At 39.9% G+C, this 19352-nt stretch carries 5 protein-coding genes; all 5 read right to left on the bottom strand.

What is annotated here, in order from left to right; translation table 11 throughout:
- Positions 1–142: 142 nt before the first annotated feature.
- Positions 143–2425, bottom strand: coding sequence for an LruC domain-containing protein (locus ACZ451_RS07340; protein ID WP_464216466.1), 2283 nt, complete (start codon positions 2423–2425; stop codon positions 143–145).
- A gap of 31 nt (positions 2426–2456) precedes the next feature.
- Positions 2457–2909: a hypothetical protein gene (locus tag ACZ451_RS07335; protein ID WP_464216465.1), complete on the bottom strand. Its 453-nt coding sequence runs from the start codon at positions 2907–2909 to the stop codon at positions 2457–2459.
- Positions 2910–3284: 375 nt separating this feature from the next.
- Positions 3285–5006 (bottom strand): LruC domain-containing protein, encoded by a 1722-nt coding sequence (locus ACZ451_RS07330; RefSeq protein WP_464216464.1) that lies wholly within the window; start codon positions 5004–5006, stop codon positions 3285–3287.
- Between the two features lie 27 nt (positions 5007–5033).
- Positions 5034–5486, bottom strand: coding sequence for a hypothetical protein (locus ACZ451_RS07325; RefSeq protein WP_464216463.1), 453 nt, complete (start codon positions 5484–5486; stop codon positions 5034–5036).
- A gap of 587 nt (positions 5487–6073) precedes the next feature.
- Entirely contained in the window at positions 6074–19090 is a 13017-nt protein-coding gene (locus ACZ451_RS07320) for a T9SS type B sorting domain-containing protein (protein ID WP_464216462.1), read from the bottom strand.
- Positions 19091–19352: the final 262 nt, after the last annotated feature.

Genomic DNA, 19352 nt, shown 5'->3' with positions numbered 1-19352 from the left:
TCTTGTGGTATTAAACCATATAATTGTAGTGGTAAATTCTTACAATTTAAAATACTTTTGAGTATTTTAATATATATAAAAACCCTCGATGAACGTATCACCGAGGGTTTCTTCATGAAAAAAATTTATGTACTTACGCTTATTATTCTTGCTCTAACAAGCTTTCGTTTCTATTGCTTGGAACATCCTCATACCAATTGGTATTTTGTGTGCCACCCGAAGTAGCCCAATTGTTAAAGAAAAGGTAGGCTTGGTTTACTGCCGTTGTTTCTAAAGGTCTCGTAAAACGCTTAGGCGTAATAATTGCCCATGGTAATCCTGTTTCACTTTGGTAGTCGCCATCTGCATCTTGGTTGTTGCCCGTTACTGTTGGCGTACTATTCCCGAGTGCCGTTGGTCCAAAGCCTGGCAGGTGTACCTCGTTAGCTCGTACTCCGTCTATTACCATAAAAGGATCAAAAGGTGCCGTACCGATACTTGCTAATGGCGTTCTGAATTGGATACTCACCGTATAGCTTTCACCATTGTTCACCTCTGAATTGTCAAATATTGGAATCACTGCTTCTGTTTGATCGGCTTCAATACTTGGACCTATCATAAGAAATACATCTTCTGTTAATCTTGCTCCATTTACTGTCAAGATATCAGCCGATGCAACTTCTGGCAAACGCAATACAAATGCATTCATAAAACTACCACCTTCAGCAATCTTATCTATGATAAGGTTTAATTCTACCACCTGGTTCTGTGCATTAGTCACCGTCTGCATACGGAAATCTACCGTAAGATCGTTAAAGTCATAATCGCCCATAAAAGGCCATAAATCTTCAAAAGCTACCGATGCCCAGTCCGTTGTATTTGGAAAAGTACTACTAAATGCACGGTTAGCATCGCCGGGAAATTCATCAATCGTATCATCCACACCATCGTTGTCACTGTCGTTGCCCGCAGCAAGATCTAGATCCAATCTGTCCTGTGTACCATCGTTGTCCGAATCGCAGTTTTCTTTGGCATAGAAAGAATAGGCGATAAAATCGCTCCCTAAGTCATTGCCGGTAATCGTCAGATTTGTTACCAAGGTATTTGACACCCCTTTGATTAAAAGCGTATTATCGTCTATACTGGTATCCACTCGTGCTATTCCAGCTATGGCATCATAGCCCATATTGGTCTGGAATGAAGGGGCAAATATCCCATTGGGCTGCCCCCCATTTACCTGTACGGTATAACCCGCTGTAGCCGGTTGACCGTTGGTTACAGGATCGATATCAATAATATGGAATGCTATTTCATTAGCAGGTACACCTGGAGAGAAAGTTACACTATACGTAACATCTCCACTTGCTGCATAACGTTGCTCGGCACCATTAATGTTTTGATTATATGCAATTTGACCATCGTTAAAGAAGAAAGACGTTGCTTGTGCTGCACCGGCCATCGTAAAGTCCGCAGTAGCAGCTGTGGTACCATTCCAAGCGCCATCTTCGTTTTGCGAAAAGAAACCGTTACAGGTTTCATTAAGGTCTGAAATTCCATCATTATCATCGTCTTGATCGCAGACATCGTCTATGCCGTCCGAGTCCGAATCCACTCCCGAGGCATAGGGACAGGCGCATGTAGTGATGCTATTGTCCTGTGAATCTACCACACCTTCAGCTGCATCAAAACATCCATCGTTGTCACTGTCCAGATCCAAACTGTTGATGATGCCATCGTTATCCGTATCAGTAAAAAGGGCATTTAAGTTTAATACCGATCTATTATTGATATTTGGAACGTTTTTGAAGGTAATCACTATAGAAGTTATTCCTTCGAAGAAAATATCCCAATCATCATCACCCCCTAGAAAAGAAGTATTCAAATTGGTCGCTGTTGATGAATTTACTGTGAAGTCCGATGTTCCTCTATCATCAATACGATAGGCTCCGGAAGTAATGGAAAATTCCCAATCATCACTAACCCCTGTATCACCTCCTATTATTTTATCCTCATTTATCGCAAGACTTATCGGCGCACTGAATGTTAATTGTAACGTAATCTCACCCACCTGACGCGCCAATGCTAGATCACCTGTATTATTACCAAGTATATCCTCCGCAAAAGCACTTGTATTGGATCCCTGGACATCAAGTACATCCAAATTAAAAGTTACTCCAGGGTATATCCCTGCATCTGTGGTGAGCTGCCTTCCTGTAAATAAATTTCCAACCACAGGGTTGGCTATGGCCACACCGCTAAAATCAAGATTGACCAAATTAGATTCATCCGTATCTAAAATACCGTCATTGTCATCATCTAAATCCGTAATATCTGGGGTACCATCATTATCGTTATCCTGAGCCTGTAGTGCGGGCATACTGAAAAGCATCCCCAGAAATAACAGAAAAAAGATTCTGTTTGTTCTATTTTTATTTGTTATGTTCATAGTTGATATTTTTATCTTTTATTATTCTATTTTATTGATTATAACTTGCCATACCATTTACAATGCTTACTTGATGGTAACTTGTACCACTTTCTGCAATACGCATAAGCGTTAAGTTGTCAAGGGTGTATGGGATAGACAACTCTACAGCATAGTTTCCTTGAATGATTGCACCCGTGTTTAAAGCGGCTTCTATCGCTTCTGGCTCACTACCATTACTATCAAAAACTTTGTATAATACCACGCCATCGCTTGCATCATTTATATTTAGGGATACCTTGCGAAAGGTTTCAAATTCAAAGCCATCTGGTATATCCAATTCTCCTATAGGCGTGATGCTTGGATCTAAAGTTGGCGTTTCTATTGCGTCTACAATATCTTCCTGATCTGCAAACTCGTTTTTAACGCAGCTAGTTCCTAGCAACGTTACGGCTGCGATTCCTAAAAAGGACACTCGCTTTACATAATTCATCTTGTTTATCATATTAAGTAGGTTTAAATTTTTAGATTTGAAGACCACAAATTAAGTAGTATTTTTCTTGTTAAATAAATATTTGTTGTGTATACCCTTATTTTGTATGTCTAAAGCTTTGTTTTATATTAATTGTTGTAAACACTCTTGTTTTACAGCTTCAAATTTATGAGAAAAACCAAATAATACTTGCCGTTTCACGGGTGCCTACCGTTAAGCTTCGGTGAAATGACATTCTATGGCTATTAATGGAAAAAGACCAATTTGTATTTTTTCCAAAGTGTATCTATTGATTGTTACTTCTTATTTAATATCTCATTGTAAAAACCCCCAATGAACTTGTCATTGAGGGTTTCTTCATGAAAAAAATTTATGTACTTACGCTTATTATTCTTGCTCTAACAAGCTTTCGTTTCTATTGCTTGGAACATCCTCATACCAATTGGTATTTTGTGTGCCACCCGAAGTAGCCCAATTGTTAAAGAAAAGGTAGGCTTGGTTTACTGCCGTTGTTTCTAAAGGTCTCGTAAAACGCTTAGGCGTAATAATTGCCCATGGTAATCCTGTTTCACTTTGGTAGTCGCCATCTGCATCTTGGTTGTTGCCCGTTACTGTTGGCGTACTATTCCCGAGTGCCGTTGGTCCAAAGCCTGGCAGGTGTACCTCGTTAGCTCGTACTCCGTCTATTACCATAAAAGGATCAAAAGGTGCCGTACCGATACTTGCTAATGGCGTTCTGAATTGGATACTCACCGTATAGCTTTCACCATTGTTCACCTCTGAATTGTCAAATATTGGAATCACTGCTTCTGTTTGATCGGCTTCAATACTTGGACCTATCATAAGAAATACATCTTCTGTTAATCTTGCTCCATTTACTGTCAAGATATCAGCCGATGCAACTTCTGGCAAACGCAATACAAATGCATTCATAAAACTACCACCTTCAGCAATCTTATCTATGATAAGGTTTAATTCTACCACCTGGTTCTGTGCATTAGTCACCGTCTGCATACGGAAATCTACCGTAAGATCGTTAAAGTCATAATCGCCCATAAAAGGCCATAAATCTTCAAAAGCTACCGATGCCCAGTCCGTTGTATTTGGAAAAGTACTACTAAATGCACGGTTGGTATCATTAGGGAATTCATCACTATCATTAGGAACTCCATCATTATCGTCATCATTATTAGTACAGCTATTCACCGCAGCATCCAATACTGAACCTATGGCTTGCCCTCCGTTGGCCACTACAGGAACACCGTTAGCATCAACTGCGCCCAAAAGCGCTCCATTTGCGTCTAAATCAGCAGTTCCAAAAGTTCCTCCTCCCTCACGGGCATCAAAACAACCATCGCCATCACTATCTAAATCTAAGCTATTGATAGTACCATCATTATCGGTATCTCTACAACCTGAAAAACTAAAATCATCTAACATTATTCCAGAGTTAGAGGTACCTACGGTTTGTCGTATTCTAATACGAACTGTATTTGAGGTAGATACTCCGCTATAGGTATACGTTTTCCAAACAACTGTAAAAGTACGTTGACCCACCCCATCTCCGTTAAGCGTACGTGTTGCTGTGTCACTAACCGTTGCTACTACATTGCCGTCTATTGAAACTTCGGCAGCTCTTACATCACTAAATGCGGCGTACTGAAAGGAGAAGCTGTAGTTAAACCCGGTCTGCCCAACATCTATAGTGGTCTCAATCGTTGCGGGAGCTGTTCCTGCTAAATCTATAGATTGATTACCATCTGCTGCGTTCACAAAGTCGCGCATTAAATCGATATTCCCAGCAATTACGTTCCAGCCGTTGATTGAGGTATACCCCGTAACGAAATCCATTTCGCCATCGGCTCCGGCCGAAAATGGGAGTGGTCCCGAGTAGCCTTCTATATTAGGATCTTCAAAGGAACCGTTGACAAAAGACATATCACATTCATCTATATCCAAAATACCATCGTTATCATTATCTAAATCCACACTATCTACCACACCATCATTATCTATATCCTGTGCTTGTAAGCTAGGTAAGGAAAATAACATTCCAAGGAGCATAAGTCCAAGGATATGTTTTGTTCTATTTTTAATTGTTATGTTCATCGTTGTTATTTTTATCTCTTAATTATTTTATTGATTATAGCTTGCACTACCATTTACAATGCTTACTTGATGGTAACTTGTACCACTTTCTGCAATACGCATTAGCGTTAAGTTGTCAAGGGTGTATGGGATAGACAACTCTACAGCATAGTTTCCTTGAATGATTGCACCAGTGTTTAAAGCGGCTTCTACCGCTTCTGGCTCACTACCATTACTATCAAAAACTTTGTATAATACCATACCATCGCTTGCATCATTGATATTTAGGGATACCTTGCGAAAGGTTTCAAATTCAAAACCATCTGGTATATCCAATTCTCCTATAGCTGTGATGCTTGGATCTAAAGTTGGTGTATCGATTGCGTCTACAATATCTTCCTGATCTGCAAACTCGTTTTTAACACAGCTAGTTCCTAGCAACGTTAATGCTGCGATTCCTAAAAAGGATACTCGCTTTACATAATTCATCTTGTTTATCATATTAAGTAGGTTTTAATTTTAAGATTTGAAGACTACAAATTAAGTAGTGTTTTTCCTGTTAAATAAATATTTGTTGTATACTTCCCTATTTTGTATGTCTAAAGCTTTATTTTGGATTATTTGTTGTAAACACTCTTGTTTTACAGCTTCAAATGTATCAGAAAAACCAAATAATACTTGCCGTTTCACGGATGCCTACCGTTAAGCTTCGTTGAAATGACATTCTGTGGCTATTAATGGAAAAACTAATTTGTATTTCTTCCTTAAAGCCCTTAATCATATGCTATTTCTTCTTTTATGGATTCCCTCTGCTTATACTTTTAAATCTGTTGGGCATTTAAAAGTCATTCACCTATTGCTGTTTTTAATGCATAAAGCGGATTTAAATAAGTGAAGCAGAAAATAAAAAAATAAAAAACGCTGAAAAAGTAACTTCTTCAGCGTTTTTTATTTTTACAACCTTATCTAGTTAAACCTATTATTATAAAATAATCTTATCTATACTCCTTGTGCATGTAGGAATTTTAATGGTCCAAAAATGCTAGTTCTATTTCTATAACAAGATTTTGTTTTAAATATACAAGAGCTTACCTGTATAAGGTAAAATGGCCTACAAATTCGCGTTGATCACCACTTTCATCAATAGTCATGATATACCAATAATCGCCCATTGGTAAGGTTTTTAATTGATAGTCTCCTGACCAACCTAGGTCTGTTGCACCCATAAGGTATAAACTGCGTCCAAAACGGTCAAAAATTTTGATCCGAATGCTTGGATAGGATTCTTTGTTCCTCACATCCCAAGTATCATTAATACCATCTCCGTCTGGCGTAAAAAAGTCTGGAATCTCAACATCTATAAATTCTGCATCAATACTTTGTACCAATTCGCATCCATTAGCATCTACTACACGAACTACATAGTTTCCTGTTTGCATAATTCTATAGCTATTTCTTTCTCCTTGAGAAACCTCATCTACATAATAAGTATATGGTGGAGCACCATCTTGAACTTCAATCTTAATTTCATTGAATTCTTCGGTTAACTCCATTTGTAAGGGATCAAAAGCTTCAACATTAAAATTTATCCGTTGCAAACAACCATTTTCATGCAATAGGGCTATGTAATGTGGTCCTGGCACTAAGCTTCCAAAATTTGGACTTTCTTGCATTTGTGTTATCGCTATGGTATCTAAGCCATACAGCACTTGGTCAGAAATGCTAGGATCATCTAACAGTACATCTACATACGCCTGGGGTACTGTTCCTGTACATTCATAGCGAGGTGTAACTGTAGCATTTAGTGTAACACCAGATGCTACTTCTATATTTACGGTAATTTCACAATTGTTAGCATCTCTAACATAAATGGTATGTCTGCCAGCAGCAAGTCCATTAAATCTGGTTCTTCCTGCTATAAAATCTCCGTCTGTATTTGCGTCTATTGCTGCACGGTATGGTGCTGTACCACCATTAATGGTCAATTCTGCAATAGCATCAGCGCTTTCAAAACAAGTTTCATCAGTAACCATAGCACTAGCTTCAAATATTTGTGGTTCTAAGAGGGTATACTCCAAAAGTTCAAAACAACCCAAACGATCTTGTGCAATAATGGTATAAGTACCTGCTGCTAATCCTGTAAAAATACCGCTGTCTTCAAAGCGTGATAATTGTGGGGAAATTGCATATTGATATCCACCGTTACCACCACTAAGACTTAGCGCAATACGCCCGTCTCTGGCGCCATTACAACTCAAATTTGTTACCGTATCTTGTATAACAAGTGGGGTAGGTTGTGTAATGCTTACTGATTGTGTCTCTGGGCCGCAATCTCCACTAATTACTGCTACAACGTATTGGCCTGCTGGTAGGTTTGTAAAAACATTGTTTGTTTGATACGCAACTATTGGCTGACTAAGGGCTGCATCTGCAAAAAGACCATATCGGTAATCTCCAAGGCCTCCTGAAGCATTGACCCGAATAATAGCATTGCTTTCGTTAAAACATATATTAACAGCTTCACTAAGATCTAAGCTCATATTCAGCTGCGGTATTGGTCTAATAACTACCTCAGCAGATAGCTCAGATTCGCATTGTTGTGCATCACGAACACTAAACTGATAACTGCCTACTCCTATTGGACCAGGGTAATCTGCGTTAGGGAAAGTCACTGTCCCCGTTGGCATAGTAATCCAAGTAGTTGTCTGTGGATTATAATATTCATAGGGACCTGAACCACCGTTTGCTGTAAGTTCTAATATAGCAGAACTATTGCATCCTAAGGCTTGACTTTGTACCAAGGTAGCCGTTACAGCTTCTGGATTTTGTAGTTCAACGATTGGGCTTTCTGAAATACACCCAAGTTGATCTTCTACTTCAATAACATAAAAACCAGCCCTTAACCCTACAAATAGCGGATTGTTTTGATATAATCTTGTTTGTACTATATCGGTTCTTGTTGCATCTGTATATTGTATTAATCGATACCTATGTTCTGGGTTTGTGGGTTGCATTCTGGGTCTTATATTCGCTGTAAGTGTACCATCTGTTCCTCCGTTACATAAAGGATTGCTTCCCGTTGCTGTTAGAATTATAGGATCTGGAGCAGCTAAACTCAATTGTGATGCAATATATTCTGTACAGTTGGCACTATCTGTAATCTCAACATCATACAAACCTGCTCCTAATTGTGTAAAGCTATTAGAAATAACATTGCTTACTTGGCTCACATCACCAGTAACTGTATTGGTTAACACAATGTTATAAGGGCTTATACCTCCATTTGGTATCACCGTAATACTCCCATCTTCGTTCTCGCAATTTACATCACTGCTTTTGTCTACTTGTGCCGTTATTGGAGCTTGAGGCCCATTAATAGTTATAATAGTTGTTTTGGAGCAATTGGGCGTGTTTTGCTGTATCACTTCTATAATAAATGTTCCACTCCTCAGTGTAATATCTGGCGTAGCATTGCTATCTGGGTTGGTACCATTTTTATAAAGCAGATCGTCTGTACGATCTAAAGTGGTTCCGTTAGTGTCATAAATGGTCCAATTAAATGGTCCTGTATAACTAATATCTTGTAGCCTTATTTGAATGGCACCCGTTTCTGTTCCAAAACAACTTACATCACTATTTTTAATAATAGCTATATTAAAAGTGTTGGGTTCTAATACTTCATGTGCTATAGTAATTGTACATCCATTGACACGGTTACGCACTTCAAAAAGATAGTTTCCAATTGCTAGATTGTTAAAATCTGGGCTATTTTGGTAGCTTCCTCCCGGAAGTATACGATACTCATAATTTCCTGGTTGTGTTGTAGAACTTGAAAAAACACCTGTTGCTACTATAGAAATATCCTCTCCTACTGTACAGCTTCTTGGCGTATTTACATTTACAGAAGCATTTAAAAGCCTATCAAAAGCACTAATAGTAGCTGTTGTAGTTCCATAACATCCTTGATTATCGTACACGGTAATAGTATAAGAGCCTCCTGTTGGGTTGGTTTCTACATATTGCGCATTTGCTCCATCTTGCACCACTATATCATCTGCTGTAGTAGCAGTACCTTGATTGTTGGTGAATACGTAGCGCGAATAGATACCACTACCTCCTGTAATTGCTCCAGTAGCTACTGTAATACTTGCTGTAGTTTGTGTACAGTCAAAATTGTTTACTACTGGTGTTGGTACTGTTATTACTGTAGGCTCCGTAATTATAATATTACTGATTGTTGTTTGGCAACTGTTGTTTCCTGTTGCTGTAACTGCGTAGTTTCCTGGTGGTAGGTCTTCAAAACTTTGTGTAGCGGTATTAAATGTTCCTGCTACTGGGCTAATGGTATAGCTTAGCGGTAATAAACCGTTATCATTTGCTGTAAGTATAATACGTCCATCATTTGCTGCATGGCAACTTGAGGCTTCATGATTTTCACTAAAAATAGGTTGTTGAAGTACTGGAACATCTATACTATATAATGTATTACATTCTGGAGTACTGGTACCATCGTCATATATGGTAACTCTATAGTATCCAGTTATTGTAGCACCGTTCCAACGCAAAGGCAGCATTGTTATAGGTGTTCTAGGGCTATCTACCACTCCAGGACCATCAACCTCAAAGCTATAATTACCCGATCCGTTTGTGATATTTAATAAAAGTTCGGCATTGGGTGAAGCACTACAATCTAATAATTTATCTACAACTACGGTTGCTGCCAAAGCTGGGTGCACTGTAATATTCTGAGTATCCGTACAACCATTACTATCTAAAATACTTAAAGCGTAGGTGCCTGGAGCTACATTATTAAAGATGCCCCCATTGTTTTCAAAAGAGCTTCCACCATCTAAAGAGTACCGTATTGTGGTACCTGGTGATGTAGCGGTTACGGTAACCGTAGCTGCTCCATTACAATGGTCAATAGCTACATCTTGTATGCTTGGATCTGGGGTTAAACTAAGGAATATACTTCCTAAGGCTAACGGACATCCATATTGATCTTCCATGCTTACCACATAATTCCCTTCTGGGGAGTTAGGTGCAATATCTATAGGGTTTTGTGTTGTTTGTACAAGAGCTGTAAAACCAGCTGGCCCTGTTACCGAATAACGATAAGTACCACTACCTCCTTGTGGGTTTACAACACGAATACGCCCTGGTTGGGTACAAGAAATATTTTGTATTAACTGCAAACTACCACTAAGTGCATCCGCTTCTTGTACCCTAGTATTTTCACTTCCAGAAACACATAAGTCAGTACCCGAAGCTTCTACTTCGGTAACCACAATATAGTATTCTCCTGGTGTAAGACCATTTACTGTAATGGTATTGGCAAAAGGGATATTTCCACCGCTAGATTGTACCATAGCGCCTGTAATAAGGTTAAAAAATTCCCAACGCATATTGGGCGTAGTAGTAGCATCTGTATCTGTTATACTAAATTGTATTTCTCCATTATTAGCCCCAAAACAGGACGGTGTTACTGTGGCCTCTATTTCTAATGGATTTACGGTAATGTCATTTACATTTACACTACTTTGGCGCACACATCCTGTGGAATCGCGAACGTAAAATACGTAGGTTCTGCCCGGGATAAGGCCTGTCCATACCTGATTTCCTGGTGTGGGTACAGTCCAAGCTGCCGTAGTTGGATCAAAAACTGCTGGATTAGTAGAAAATGCGTATTCATAATCGGGAACTCCTTGTGTACCCTGAACGGTAACCTGTAGTTCTGCACAATTAATGACTACCGTTGAAATAGTAATATCCAAATCGTCTAATGGGTAAGGGATAATATAAGGTGGCAATTGGGTAATACATACCGTATTGTTTGTACCATCTACCGTTCGTAAAGCTGGGTAAACTGTAGTACCAGAGACATAACCTCTTAACTCATCGCTTACTCCAATAGTACTATTATCGCCTGTCCATGTTGTACCACCATCGGCACTAAATTCTATAGTACCAAGCGTTGTTGGATAATTCTCGAATCGGAAGCCAAAATCTGTAGGCGTGCTACTGGCACAAGCTGAAGGTAAAATTGGAGCAATAGTTGCTGTTAGCTCATCTGGCGCCACCAAAGTAATAGGAGTGCGTTGCTCTGAACAACCATCAGCATCAGTTATCGTAATCGTATAATTACCTGCTTGTAAGTTGTTAAACTCAAAAGATGCGTTAAAAATATTATTTACTGTTTGATTGGCTGCTCCAGCATTATCTAAATCTAGTAAAGCTAAAGTATATGGTGCTTTTCCAGAACTGATTGCCAACTGAATGCTTCCATTATCTCCAAAACATACAGGGTTTGTTTCCGTAGCCGTAAATGCTAAAGGTGTTGGTGCTGCTATGCTTACCGTTTCCTGATACTCACAGTAGGGTGCTGCTCCGTTATTATCTCTTATATAAACATCATAAGTACCTGCATTGGCTGCGGCAATACTTAAGGTGTTTTGTGTTCCAAAGCTTCCTGTTGGGTCTACTCCTGCACCTACAAAAGCATAGCTATAATTCCCTACACCTCCTGATGCCGTAACAGTAATATTCCCATCATTGCAACTGGTAACGTCGGCTGCATTAACCTGAGCTACTAACTGCGGATTAATCTGGATACTTTGTGAGGCACTTTCACAACCATAGCCATCACGAACTTTTATCGTATAATTTCCATCAGTAAGGTTTGTAAAAGTATATGTTGTTGCTGTTGCTGGGCTGGGGCTTATCCAAGAACCTGCATTTAATTGAAATTGGAACCCTCCATTTCCGGGCAGGGAACTAACCGCAATCTGAATACTGGCATTATTTCCACCATCATAGCAATCTGTAGCTGTTACTGTAAAACTAGGTATTACTGGTGCGGTTACAGATACCGTATTTGATAGTTGTGTACAATTTTGAGCATCTAAAACACGAATGCTATAATCGCCTACGGGAATATTAGTAAAAGTGCTACTGTTCTGATAAGGATGTACTATCATTCCTAAGGCATCCTCTACGCGATACTGATAGCCAGAATTTCCGCCAGTTGCTGTAGCTACAAGTGTTGCTCCAGTATTGGCACAAGTTAAAGGCTGGTCTATTACAGTGGTTACATTTAAAGGGCTAGGCTCTTGTATGTCCTGAGTTAGCATTACTACGCAATTACCGGTTAAGGCATCTCGTACCTCAATAGATGCCATACCAGGAGCAAGCCCATTGATGACTACAGGGGAAGTTAACTGAGGCGTAGAAAAGGTATTCCCATTTACGGCATATTCAAAACCATGTATGGTATTAAAATTTTCTACGCTAAAGCTTACTTGTCCGTCATTTGCCCCATTACAGGAAACATTCTTGAAATCGGTAATCTGTGCAGTGAACGGTTTTACATCTATATTTATAGGTAAAGTTACTGTTCTTGCGCATTGCTCCGCATACTGCCGCGCCCCTAACTTATCTAAGGCAATATCATTCCCTCCACTCCCCATAGCTATGGCTTTAATTAAAATATCAACCGTAGTGTTGGCTCCTGGATTTAGCAAGGGTAGCGTATAATTATTCCAATCATCTGCACCGCTATTCTTTGGAACCATAGGGCTTATGGTACTAGTGATGACTGTTCCCGAAGGGTCTACTAATTCTACTAGTATTTGAGCATCTGCACCGGAAACCCCTTGTCTTAATAGATTAAATACCGAGAAGGAAACCTCAATATCGCGATTAGGCACTACGGTAAGGTTACGCCTTGCATAGAGTACTGTATTTCCTCCTGAAGTGTCTAAGTTTAAGGCTAAGAAACGACCATTGACTGTATTATCGGCATCATTTGGAATTCTCCAATTGGTAAAAAGACTTACAATAGTATTTGTTACCGTATATTCTCCATCGGAGATGCTTGGATTAGAATCGTTACAAACAGCCGTAGTACCATCTTGCGGTTCAAAACAATACACCGCAGCATCTATTTCTGCAATAGCCATATCTGCTCCAACACCAAAATCTTCATAAAACAATTGGTTTCCTACCGCTCCTGTTACATCTAGATAATCAACTGTTATGGTATAGTTTCCATTCGGTACATTATCAAAAACCGGATTATCCGCAGGGGTATTTGGAGTTCCATTTAAAGCATAGGTATAAGTAAAATCTGTACTATTATTATTTTGTATTTGTATGGTAGCATCTCCTTCACAATTTTCTGTTATTTGTGGCTGCACGCTGGGGGCAGGCTGTGACGTAGGTACCGTTAATGGAAAATTTACGGTACATCCTAGAGCGTCTTCTAAAATAAGCGTATAGTTTCCAGGGTTTAGAAAAGTTGTGGTTGTATTGCTAAATGAAACACCTCCATCAAAGCTAAAAACGTAAGGTGCTGTACCTCCGCGTACATTAGCAAATTGTACCTCTGCACCCATTGTAGGGTTACATTCTAAAGCGCTAATAATACCTACTGAAGCAGTTAAAACTTCAGGTTGTGTAATAGTGTAGGGCTGTTGCACAATACATCCTAAAGCATCTCTAACCCAAAGCTGATAGGTTCCATGCCCAAGGTTGGCAAAACTAGGACTGTTCTGTACTGTTGTTCCTCCATCAATACTATATTCAAAAGGTGAAAATCCGCCAGTATTCCCAAAATCTAAGGTACTATTGTTATTGCCATAACATGCAATTGGGGTATTTGTAGGGTTAACTGCTAAAGTTGTTTCTTCGATCGTAATATCATTAGAAAATGCAACACATCCGTTGGTATCTCTTACAACAAAACCATATGTACCTGCTTCTCCTGTATTAAAGCTAAAGATTGGATTGCTCTGATAAGCTGTTACAGGAATTGAAGTTGTATCTGAATAAAGATTTATTCCATCCTTACTCCAAATAGCATAATTATACATTGAGGAGCCATTTTTTGCTTGTACTACGATACGACCTTCTCTACAACTTATAGGTAAGTATACCAAAGCATCAAGTGCTAGTTTTTCTGTTACTGGATTATCTATGGTATGGACTGACACACAATTTTCTGGCGTTCTAACCACCACAAAATAGTTACCCACTGCCAATAGATAATCTTTAAGATTGCTGGTATTATTTGCCAAAGTTTCTATAAGGCTTCCTCCCGGATGACCGTTATAGTAATCTAGATCTGTACTATTAGGTGCTGGTGTACCATCATTGCTACGCAGTTCATAGGTATAGGAAGAAAAGCCTGTACTAGCTTCTATTTCTATAGGTAATTGTCCATCACAATTTCTTGTGCCTTCTGCAAGGTTCACTAAAAAGTCTGTGCTTGTTATGGCAATATCTTGTGAGCTAAATAGGCAAGCGCCTTGGATTGGATTACCTGCAGCGTCTAATTGTATCATTTCTACTCTGTACGTACCTGCAGTAGTAATTTCAAAATCTGGTCCTTCTCCACTTCCAAAATCAAAGAGGGTTGTAGTAGTATCAGCATCTATTAAACGATATCCATAGTTTCCAGTAGGTGGAGTTAATTGAATAGCTCCAGGCATTCCACAAAAAATATTTTGTGTTGTTATGTTATTATCCAAGTTATTCTGAAAAACATCAAAATAAAAGCGTCTGAAACAGCTATTGGACAAAACAGCTGAGATGCGGTAGCTTCCTGCACGATCTATGGTAAATGTATTTGATGTAGATAAAGTCTGCCAGCTACAAGTAGCATTGGTATTAGGGCAATCTGAATTTACTTCATTACAACTCCCCTCATCTAATAATTCCCAACTAATGCTCTGTGCTCCGTTAAAAATTTCTGGAAGTGTAATCTCATCGCCACTTCCGCAGAGGAATAGCCTTAAGAAATCAGATCCATCATTTCCACAGACTACTATTTCTCCATTAAGGTTATTTAAGGGGTCTGCATCTGAATTTCGTTCCTCAAAGAGTTCATTAACAGGATTGTTGATTTCCGAACAAGGAGCGCAGGCATTTATGGGGCTTGCTTCGGTCACATCTGAGTTGGTGCCACTATAGCCATCCGATCCTGAAACAGTACCATCGGTATTGATTCCATTACCGTCTACCACACCATCATCATTAGCATCTGTAAAACCCGCTTCTAAAACATCAGGGCAACCGTCGTTATCGGAATCTAAATCTAAATAGTTTGGAGTACCGTCATTGTCCGTATCGGCAAAACAGGCATTTAAGTTTAATATGGATCTATTATCGGTACCTATAGGGTTTCTATAGGTTATTACGATAGATGTTATTCCATCGAAGAAAATATCCCAATCATTATCACCACCTAGAAAAGAAGTATCCAAATTGGTCGCTGTTGATGAATTTACCGTGAAGTCCGATGTTCCTCTATCATCAATACGATAGGCTCCAGAAGTAATGGAAAATTCCCAATCATCACTAACCCCCGTATCACCTGGTATTACTTTATCTTCATTTATCACAAGGCTTATCGGCGCACTGAATGTTAGTTGTACGGTAATCTCACCGCCACCACGCGCCAATGCGAGATCACCTGTATTATTACCAAGGATATCCTCCGCAAAAACACCCGTATTTGTCCCCTGGACATCAAGTACGTCCAAATTAAAAGTAACTCCAGGGTATATCGATGCATCCGTGGTAAGTTGTCTTCCTGTAAATAAATTTCCAACCACTGGATTGGCTAAGGCCACACCGCTAAAATCAAGATTGGTCAAATTGCATTCATCAGTATCCAAAATACCATCATTGTCATCATCTAAATCTACAATATCTGGAACCCCATCATTATCCGTATCTGTACAGGCATCTGTTAATGCATCTTGTGAGTAGTTTGTAGTTTGCCCTCCATTAGCGAGTGTAGGTACCCCATTGGCATCTACACTTCCTATTAAAGCATCGTTCTGAACTTGAGAAGCATTGAAGAGCGCTCCTCCTTCTCTAGCATCAGGGCAACCATCACCATCAGAATCTAAATCTAAATAGTTTGGAGTACCGTCATTGTCCGTATCGGCAAAACAGGCATTTAAGTTTAATATGGATCTATTATCGGTACCTATAGGGTTTCTATAGGTTATTACGATAGATGTTATTCCATCGAAGAAAATATCCCAATCATTATCACCACCTAGAAAAGAAGTATTCAAATTGGTCGCTGTTGATGAATTTACCGTGAAGTCCGATGTTCCTCTATCATCAATACGATAGGCTCCAGAAGTAATGGAAAATTCCCAATCATCACTAACCCCCGTATCACCTGGTATTACTTTATCTTCATTTATCACAAGGCTTATCGGCGCACTGAATGTTAGTTGTACGGTAATCTCACCGCCACCACGCGCCAATGCGAGATCACCTGTATTATTACCAAGGATATCCTCCGCAAAAACACCCGTATTTGTCCCCTGGACATCAAGTACGTCCAAATTAAAAGTAACTCCAGGGTATATCGATGCATCCGTGGTAAGTTGTCTTCCTGTAAATAAATTTCCAACCACTGGATTGGCTAAGGCCACACCGCTAAAATCAAGATTGGTCAAATTGCATTCATCAGTATCCAAAATACCATCATTGTCATTATCTAGGTCTACACTATTGGGAATGCCATCATTATCCGTATCTGTACAGGTGTCGATTGTAGCATTCTGAGCAGCATTTAGGGTTTGCCCACCGTTTACCAGTAGGGGGATTCCATTGGTATCTACCCCTCCCGTTATCCGGTCTCCAGACAATTGATTGGCAGCGAGCTGAGCACCACCTTCCCTGGCATCAGGGCAACCATCACCATCAGAATCCAGATCAAGACTGTTTATGGTACCGTCACCATCCGTATCACAAGGAGCTTTGGCATAAAATGAATAGGCGATAAAATCGCTACCCAAACCATTGCCGGTAATCGTCATACTCGTTACCAAGGTGTTTGATGCCCCTTTGATCAAGAAAATATTATTGTCTGTACTAGTATCTACTGTAGCGACACCACTAGTAGTGTCATAGTTCATTATGTTCAATGAAGAAGCAACAAAAAGATCATTGGGCTGGCCCCCATTTACCTGTACGGTGTAACCCGCTGTAGCTGGGTGACTATTCGTTACAGGATCGACATCAATGACATGAAATGCTATTTCATTAGCGGGTACACCTGGAGAGAAAGTTACACTATACGTAACAGCTCCATTTGCTGCATAACGTTGCTCGGCACCATTACTATTTTGATTATATGAAATTTGACCATCGTTAAAAAAGAAAGTCGTTGTTTGTGTTGCACCAGCCATCGTAAAGTTTGCTGTAGAGGCTGTGGCTCCATTCCAAGCGCCATCTTCGTTCTGCGAAAAGAAACCGTTACAGGTTTCATTAAGGTCTAATATACCATCGTTATCATCGTCTTGGTCTACACTATTGGGAATGCCATCGTTATCCGTATCTATACAGGCAATGATTGTAGCATTCTGAGCAGTATTTAGGGTTTGCCCACCGTTTACCACTAGGGGGATTCCATTGGTATCTACCCCTCCCGTTATCCGGTCTGCGGACAATTGATTCTCAGCGAGCTGAGCACCACCTTCCCTGGCATCAGGGCAACCATCATCATCAGAATCCAGATCAAGACTGTTTATGGTACCGTCACCATCAGAGTCCAGGCAGCCTGAAAAAATGAAATCATCTAACATGATCCCTGAATTAGAAGAACCAACAGTATGCCGTATGGTAATACGAACCGTATTTGAAGTGGATACCCCACTATATTTATACGTTTTCCAAACAACTGTAAAAGTAGGTTGACCCACCCCGTTTCCATTAGTTGTGCGTGTTGCAGTATCACTGACCGTTCCTACCACATTACCGTCTATTGAAACTTCCGCGGCCCTTAGGCCATTAAATGCGGCATACTGAAACGAAAAGCTATAATTAGCTCCTATCTCACCAACATTTATGACGGTCTCTATGGTTCCTGGAGCTGTTCCTGCCAGATCTATGGATTGTTCCCCATCGGCAGCGTTCACAAAGTCACGTAGGAGATCAACATTTCCTGCAATCACATTCCAACCATTGATTGTAGTATACCCAGTAACAAAGTCCATTTCGCCATCGCCGCCATCGGAAAAAGGAAGTGGTCCTGTATAGCCATCTATGCTTGGGGCTTCAAAGGAACCGTTAATAAAGGAAATTCTGCATTCCTCAGTATCTAAGATACCGTCGTTATCATCATCTAGGTCTACACTATCTAGAATGCCATCGTTATCCGTATCTGTACAGGTAACGATTGTAGCATTCTGAGCAGCATTTAGGGTTTGCCCACCATTTACCACTAGGGGGATTCCATTGGTATCTACCCCTCCCGTTATACGGTCTGCGGACAATTGATTCGCAGCGAGCTGAGCACCACCTTCTATGGCATCAGGGCAACCATCACCATCAGAATCCAGATCAAGACTGTTTATGGTACCGTCACCATCGGAGTCCAGACAACCTGAAAAAGTAAAATCATCCAACATGATTCCGGAATTATTTGGGCCTATAGTATGTCGTATTCTGATACGAACCGTATTCGAAGTAGATACCCCGCTAAAGGTATATGTGTTCCAAGAAACTGTAAAAGTTGGTTGACCAGCCCCTTGCCCATTAAAGATAGCCCCACCAGTGGCACTAACTGTTCCTACCACATTACCATCCACTGAAACCTCCGCAGCCCTTTGGCCATTGAATGCAGCGTACTGAAACGAGAAGCTATAGTTGGCTCCTGCTTGTCCAACATCTATAGTAGTTTCGATAGTTCCGGGAGATGAACCTGACAGATCTAGGGATTGGTGTCCGTGTGCGGCATTTACGAAATCACGTTGAAGATCAACATCCCCTGCAATCACGTTCCAACCGTTGATCGTGGTATACCCAGTAACGAAGTCCGTTTCACCATCGCCCCCTTCAGAAAAAGGGAGTGGCCCTGTATAGCCATCTACATTGGGGTCTTCAAAGGAGCCATTAATAAAAGAAATATAACATTCGTCGGTATCCAAGATACCATCGTTATCATCATCAAGGTCTACATTATTTGGAATGCCATCGTTATCCGTATCCTGAGCTTGTACTGCTAGCGGAGCGCTAAAAAATAGTCCAAGGAACAACAAGTAGGTAATTTGTCTTGAAATCTTCTTCTTTGTGAAATTCATGATCATTCTTTTTTCTTTTTAGTTTTATCACATTTTTGATGGCTGCCCTCTTACTATTGCCATAGCTGATACTGCCTTTTATAAATGTTTGGTTATGATACTTGATACCATTACCTAACAGCTAATGCTACATTTTATATGCATGTGGTATCAAGATTTTATATAGGTTTTCCCTCAATCTGTATGTAAAGCCCTTATGCCTCTTAAATATGAGCTTAGTGCTTCTAATGTATTCTTGAACAAGAGCTTATCTTTCTATACA

It is taken from the genome of Allocellulophaga tsushimaensis, assembly GCF_055383085.1.
Note: the sequence above shows the minus strand (reverse complement) of the source record. Positions and strands in the feature narration are given on the sequence as shown.

Coding starts and splice junctions, on each gene's coding strand:
- ACZ451_RS07340 (WP_464216466.1), bottom strand. CDS start 2,425: ATGAACATAACAAATAAAAATAGAACAAACAGAATCTTTTTTCTGTTA.
- ACZ451_RS07335 (WP_464216465.1), bottom strand. CDS start 2,909: ATGATAAACAAGATGAATTATGTAAAGCGAGTGTCCTTTTTAGGAATC.
- ACZ451_RS07330 (WP_464216464.1), bottom strand. CDS start 5,006: ATGAACATAACAATTAAAAATAGAACAAAACATATCCTTGGACTTATG.
- ACZ451_RS07325 (WP_464216463.1), bottom strand. CDS start 5,486: ATGATAAACAAGATGAATTATGTAAAGCGAGTATCCTTTTTAGGAATC.
- ACZ451_RS07320 (WP_464216462.1), bottom strand. CDS start 19,090: ATGAATTTCACAAAGAAGAAGATTTCAAGACAAATTACCTACTTGTTG.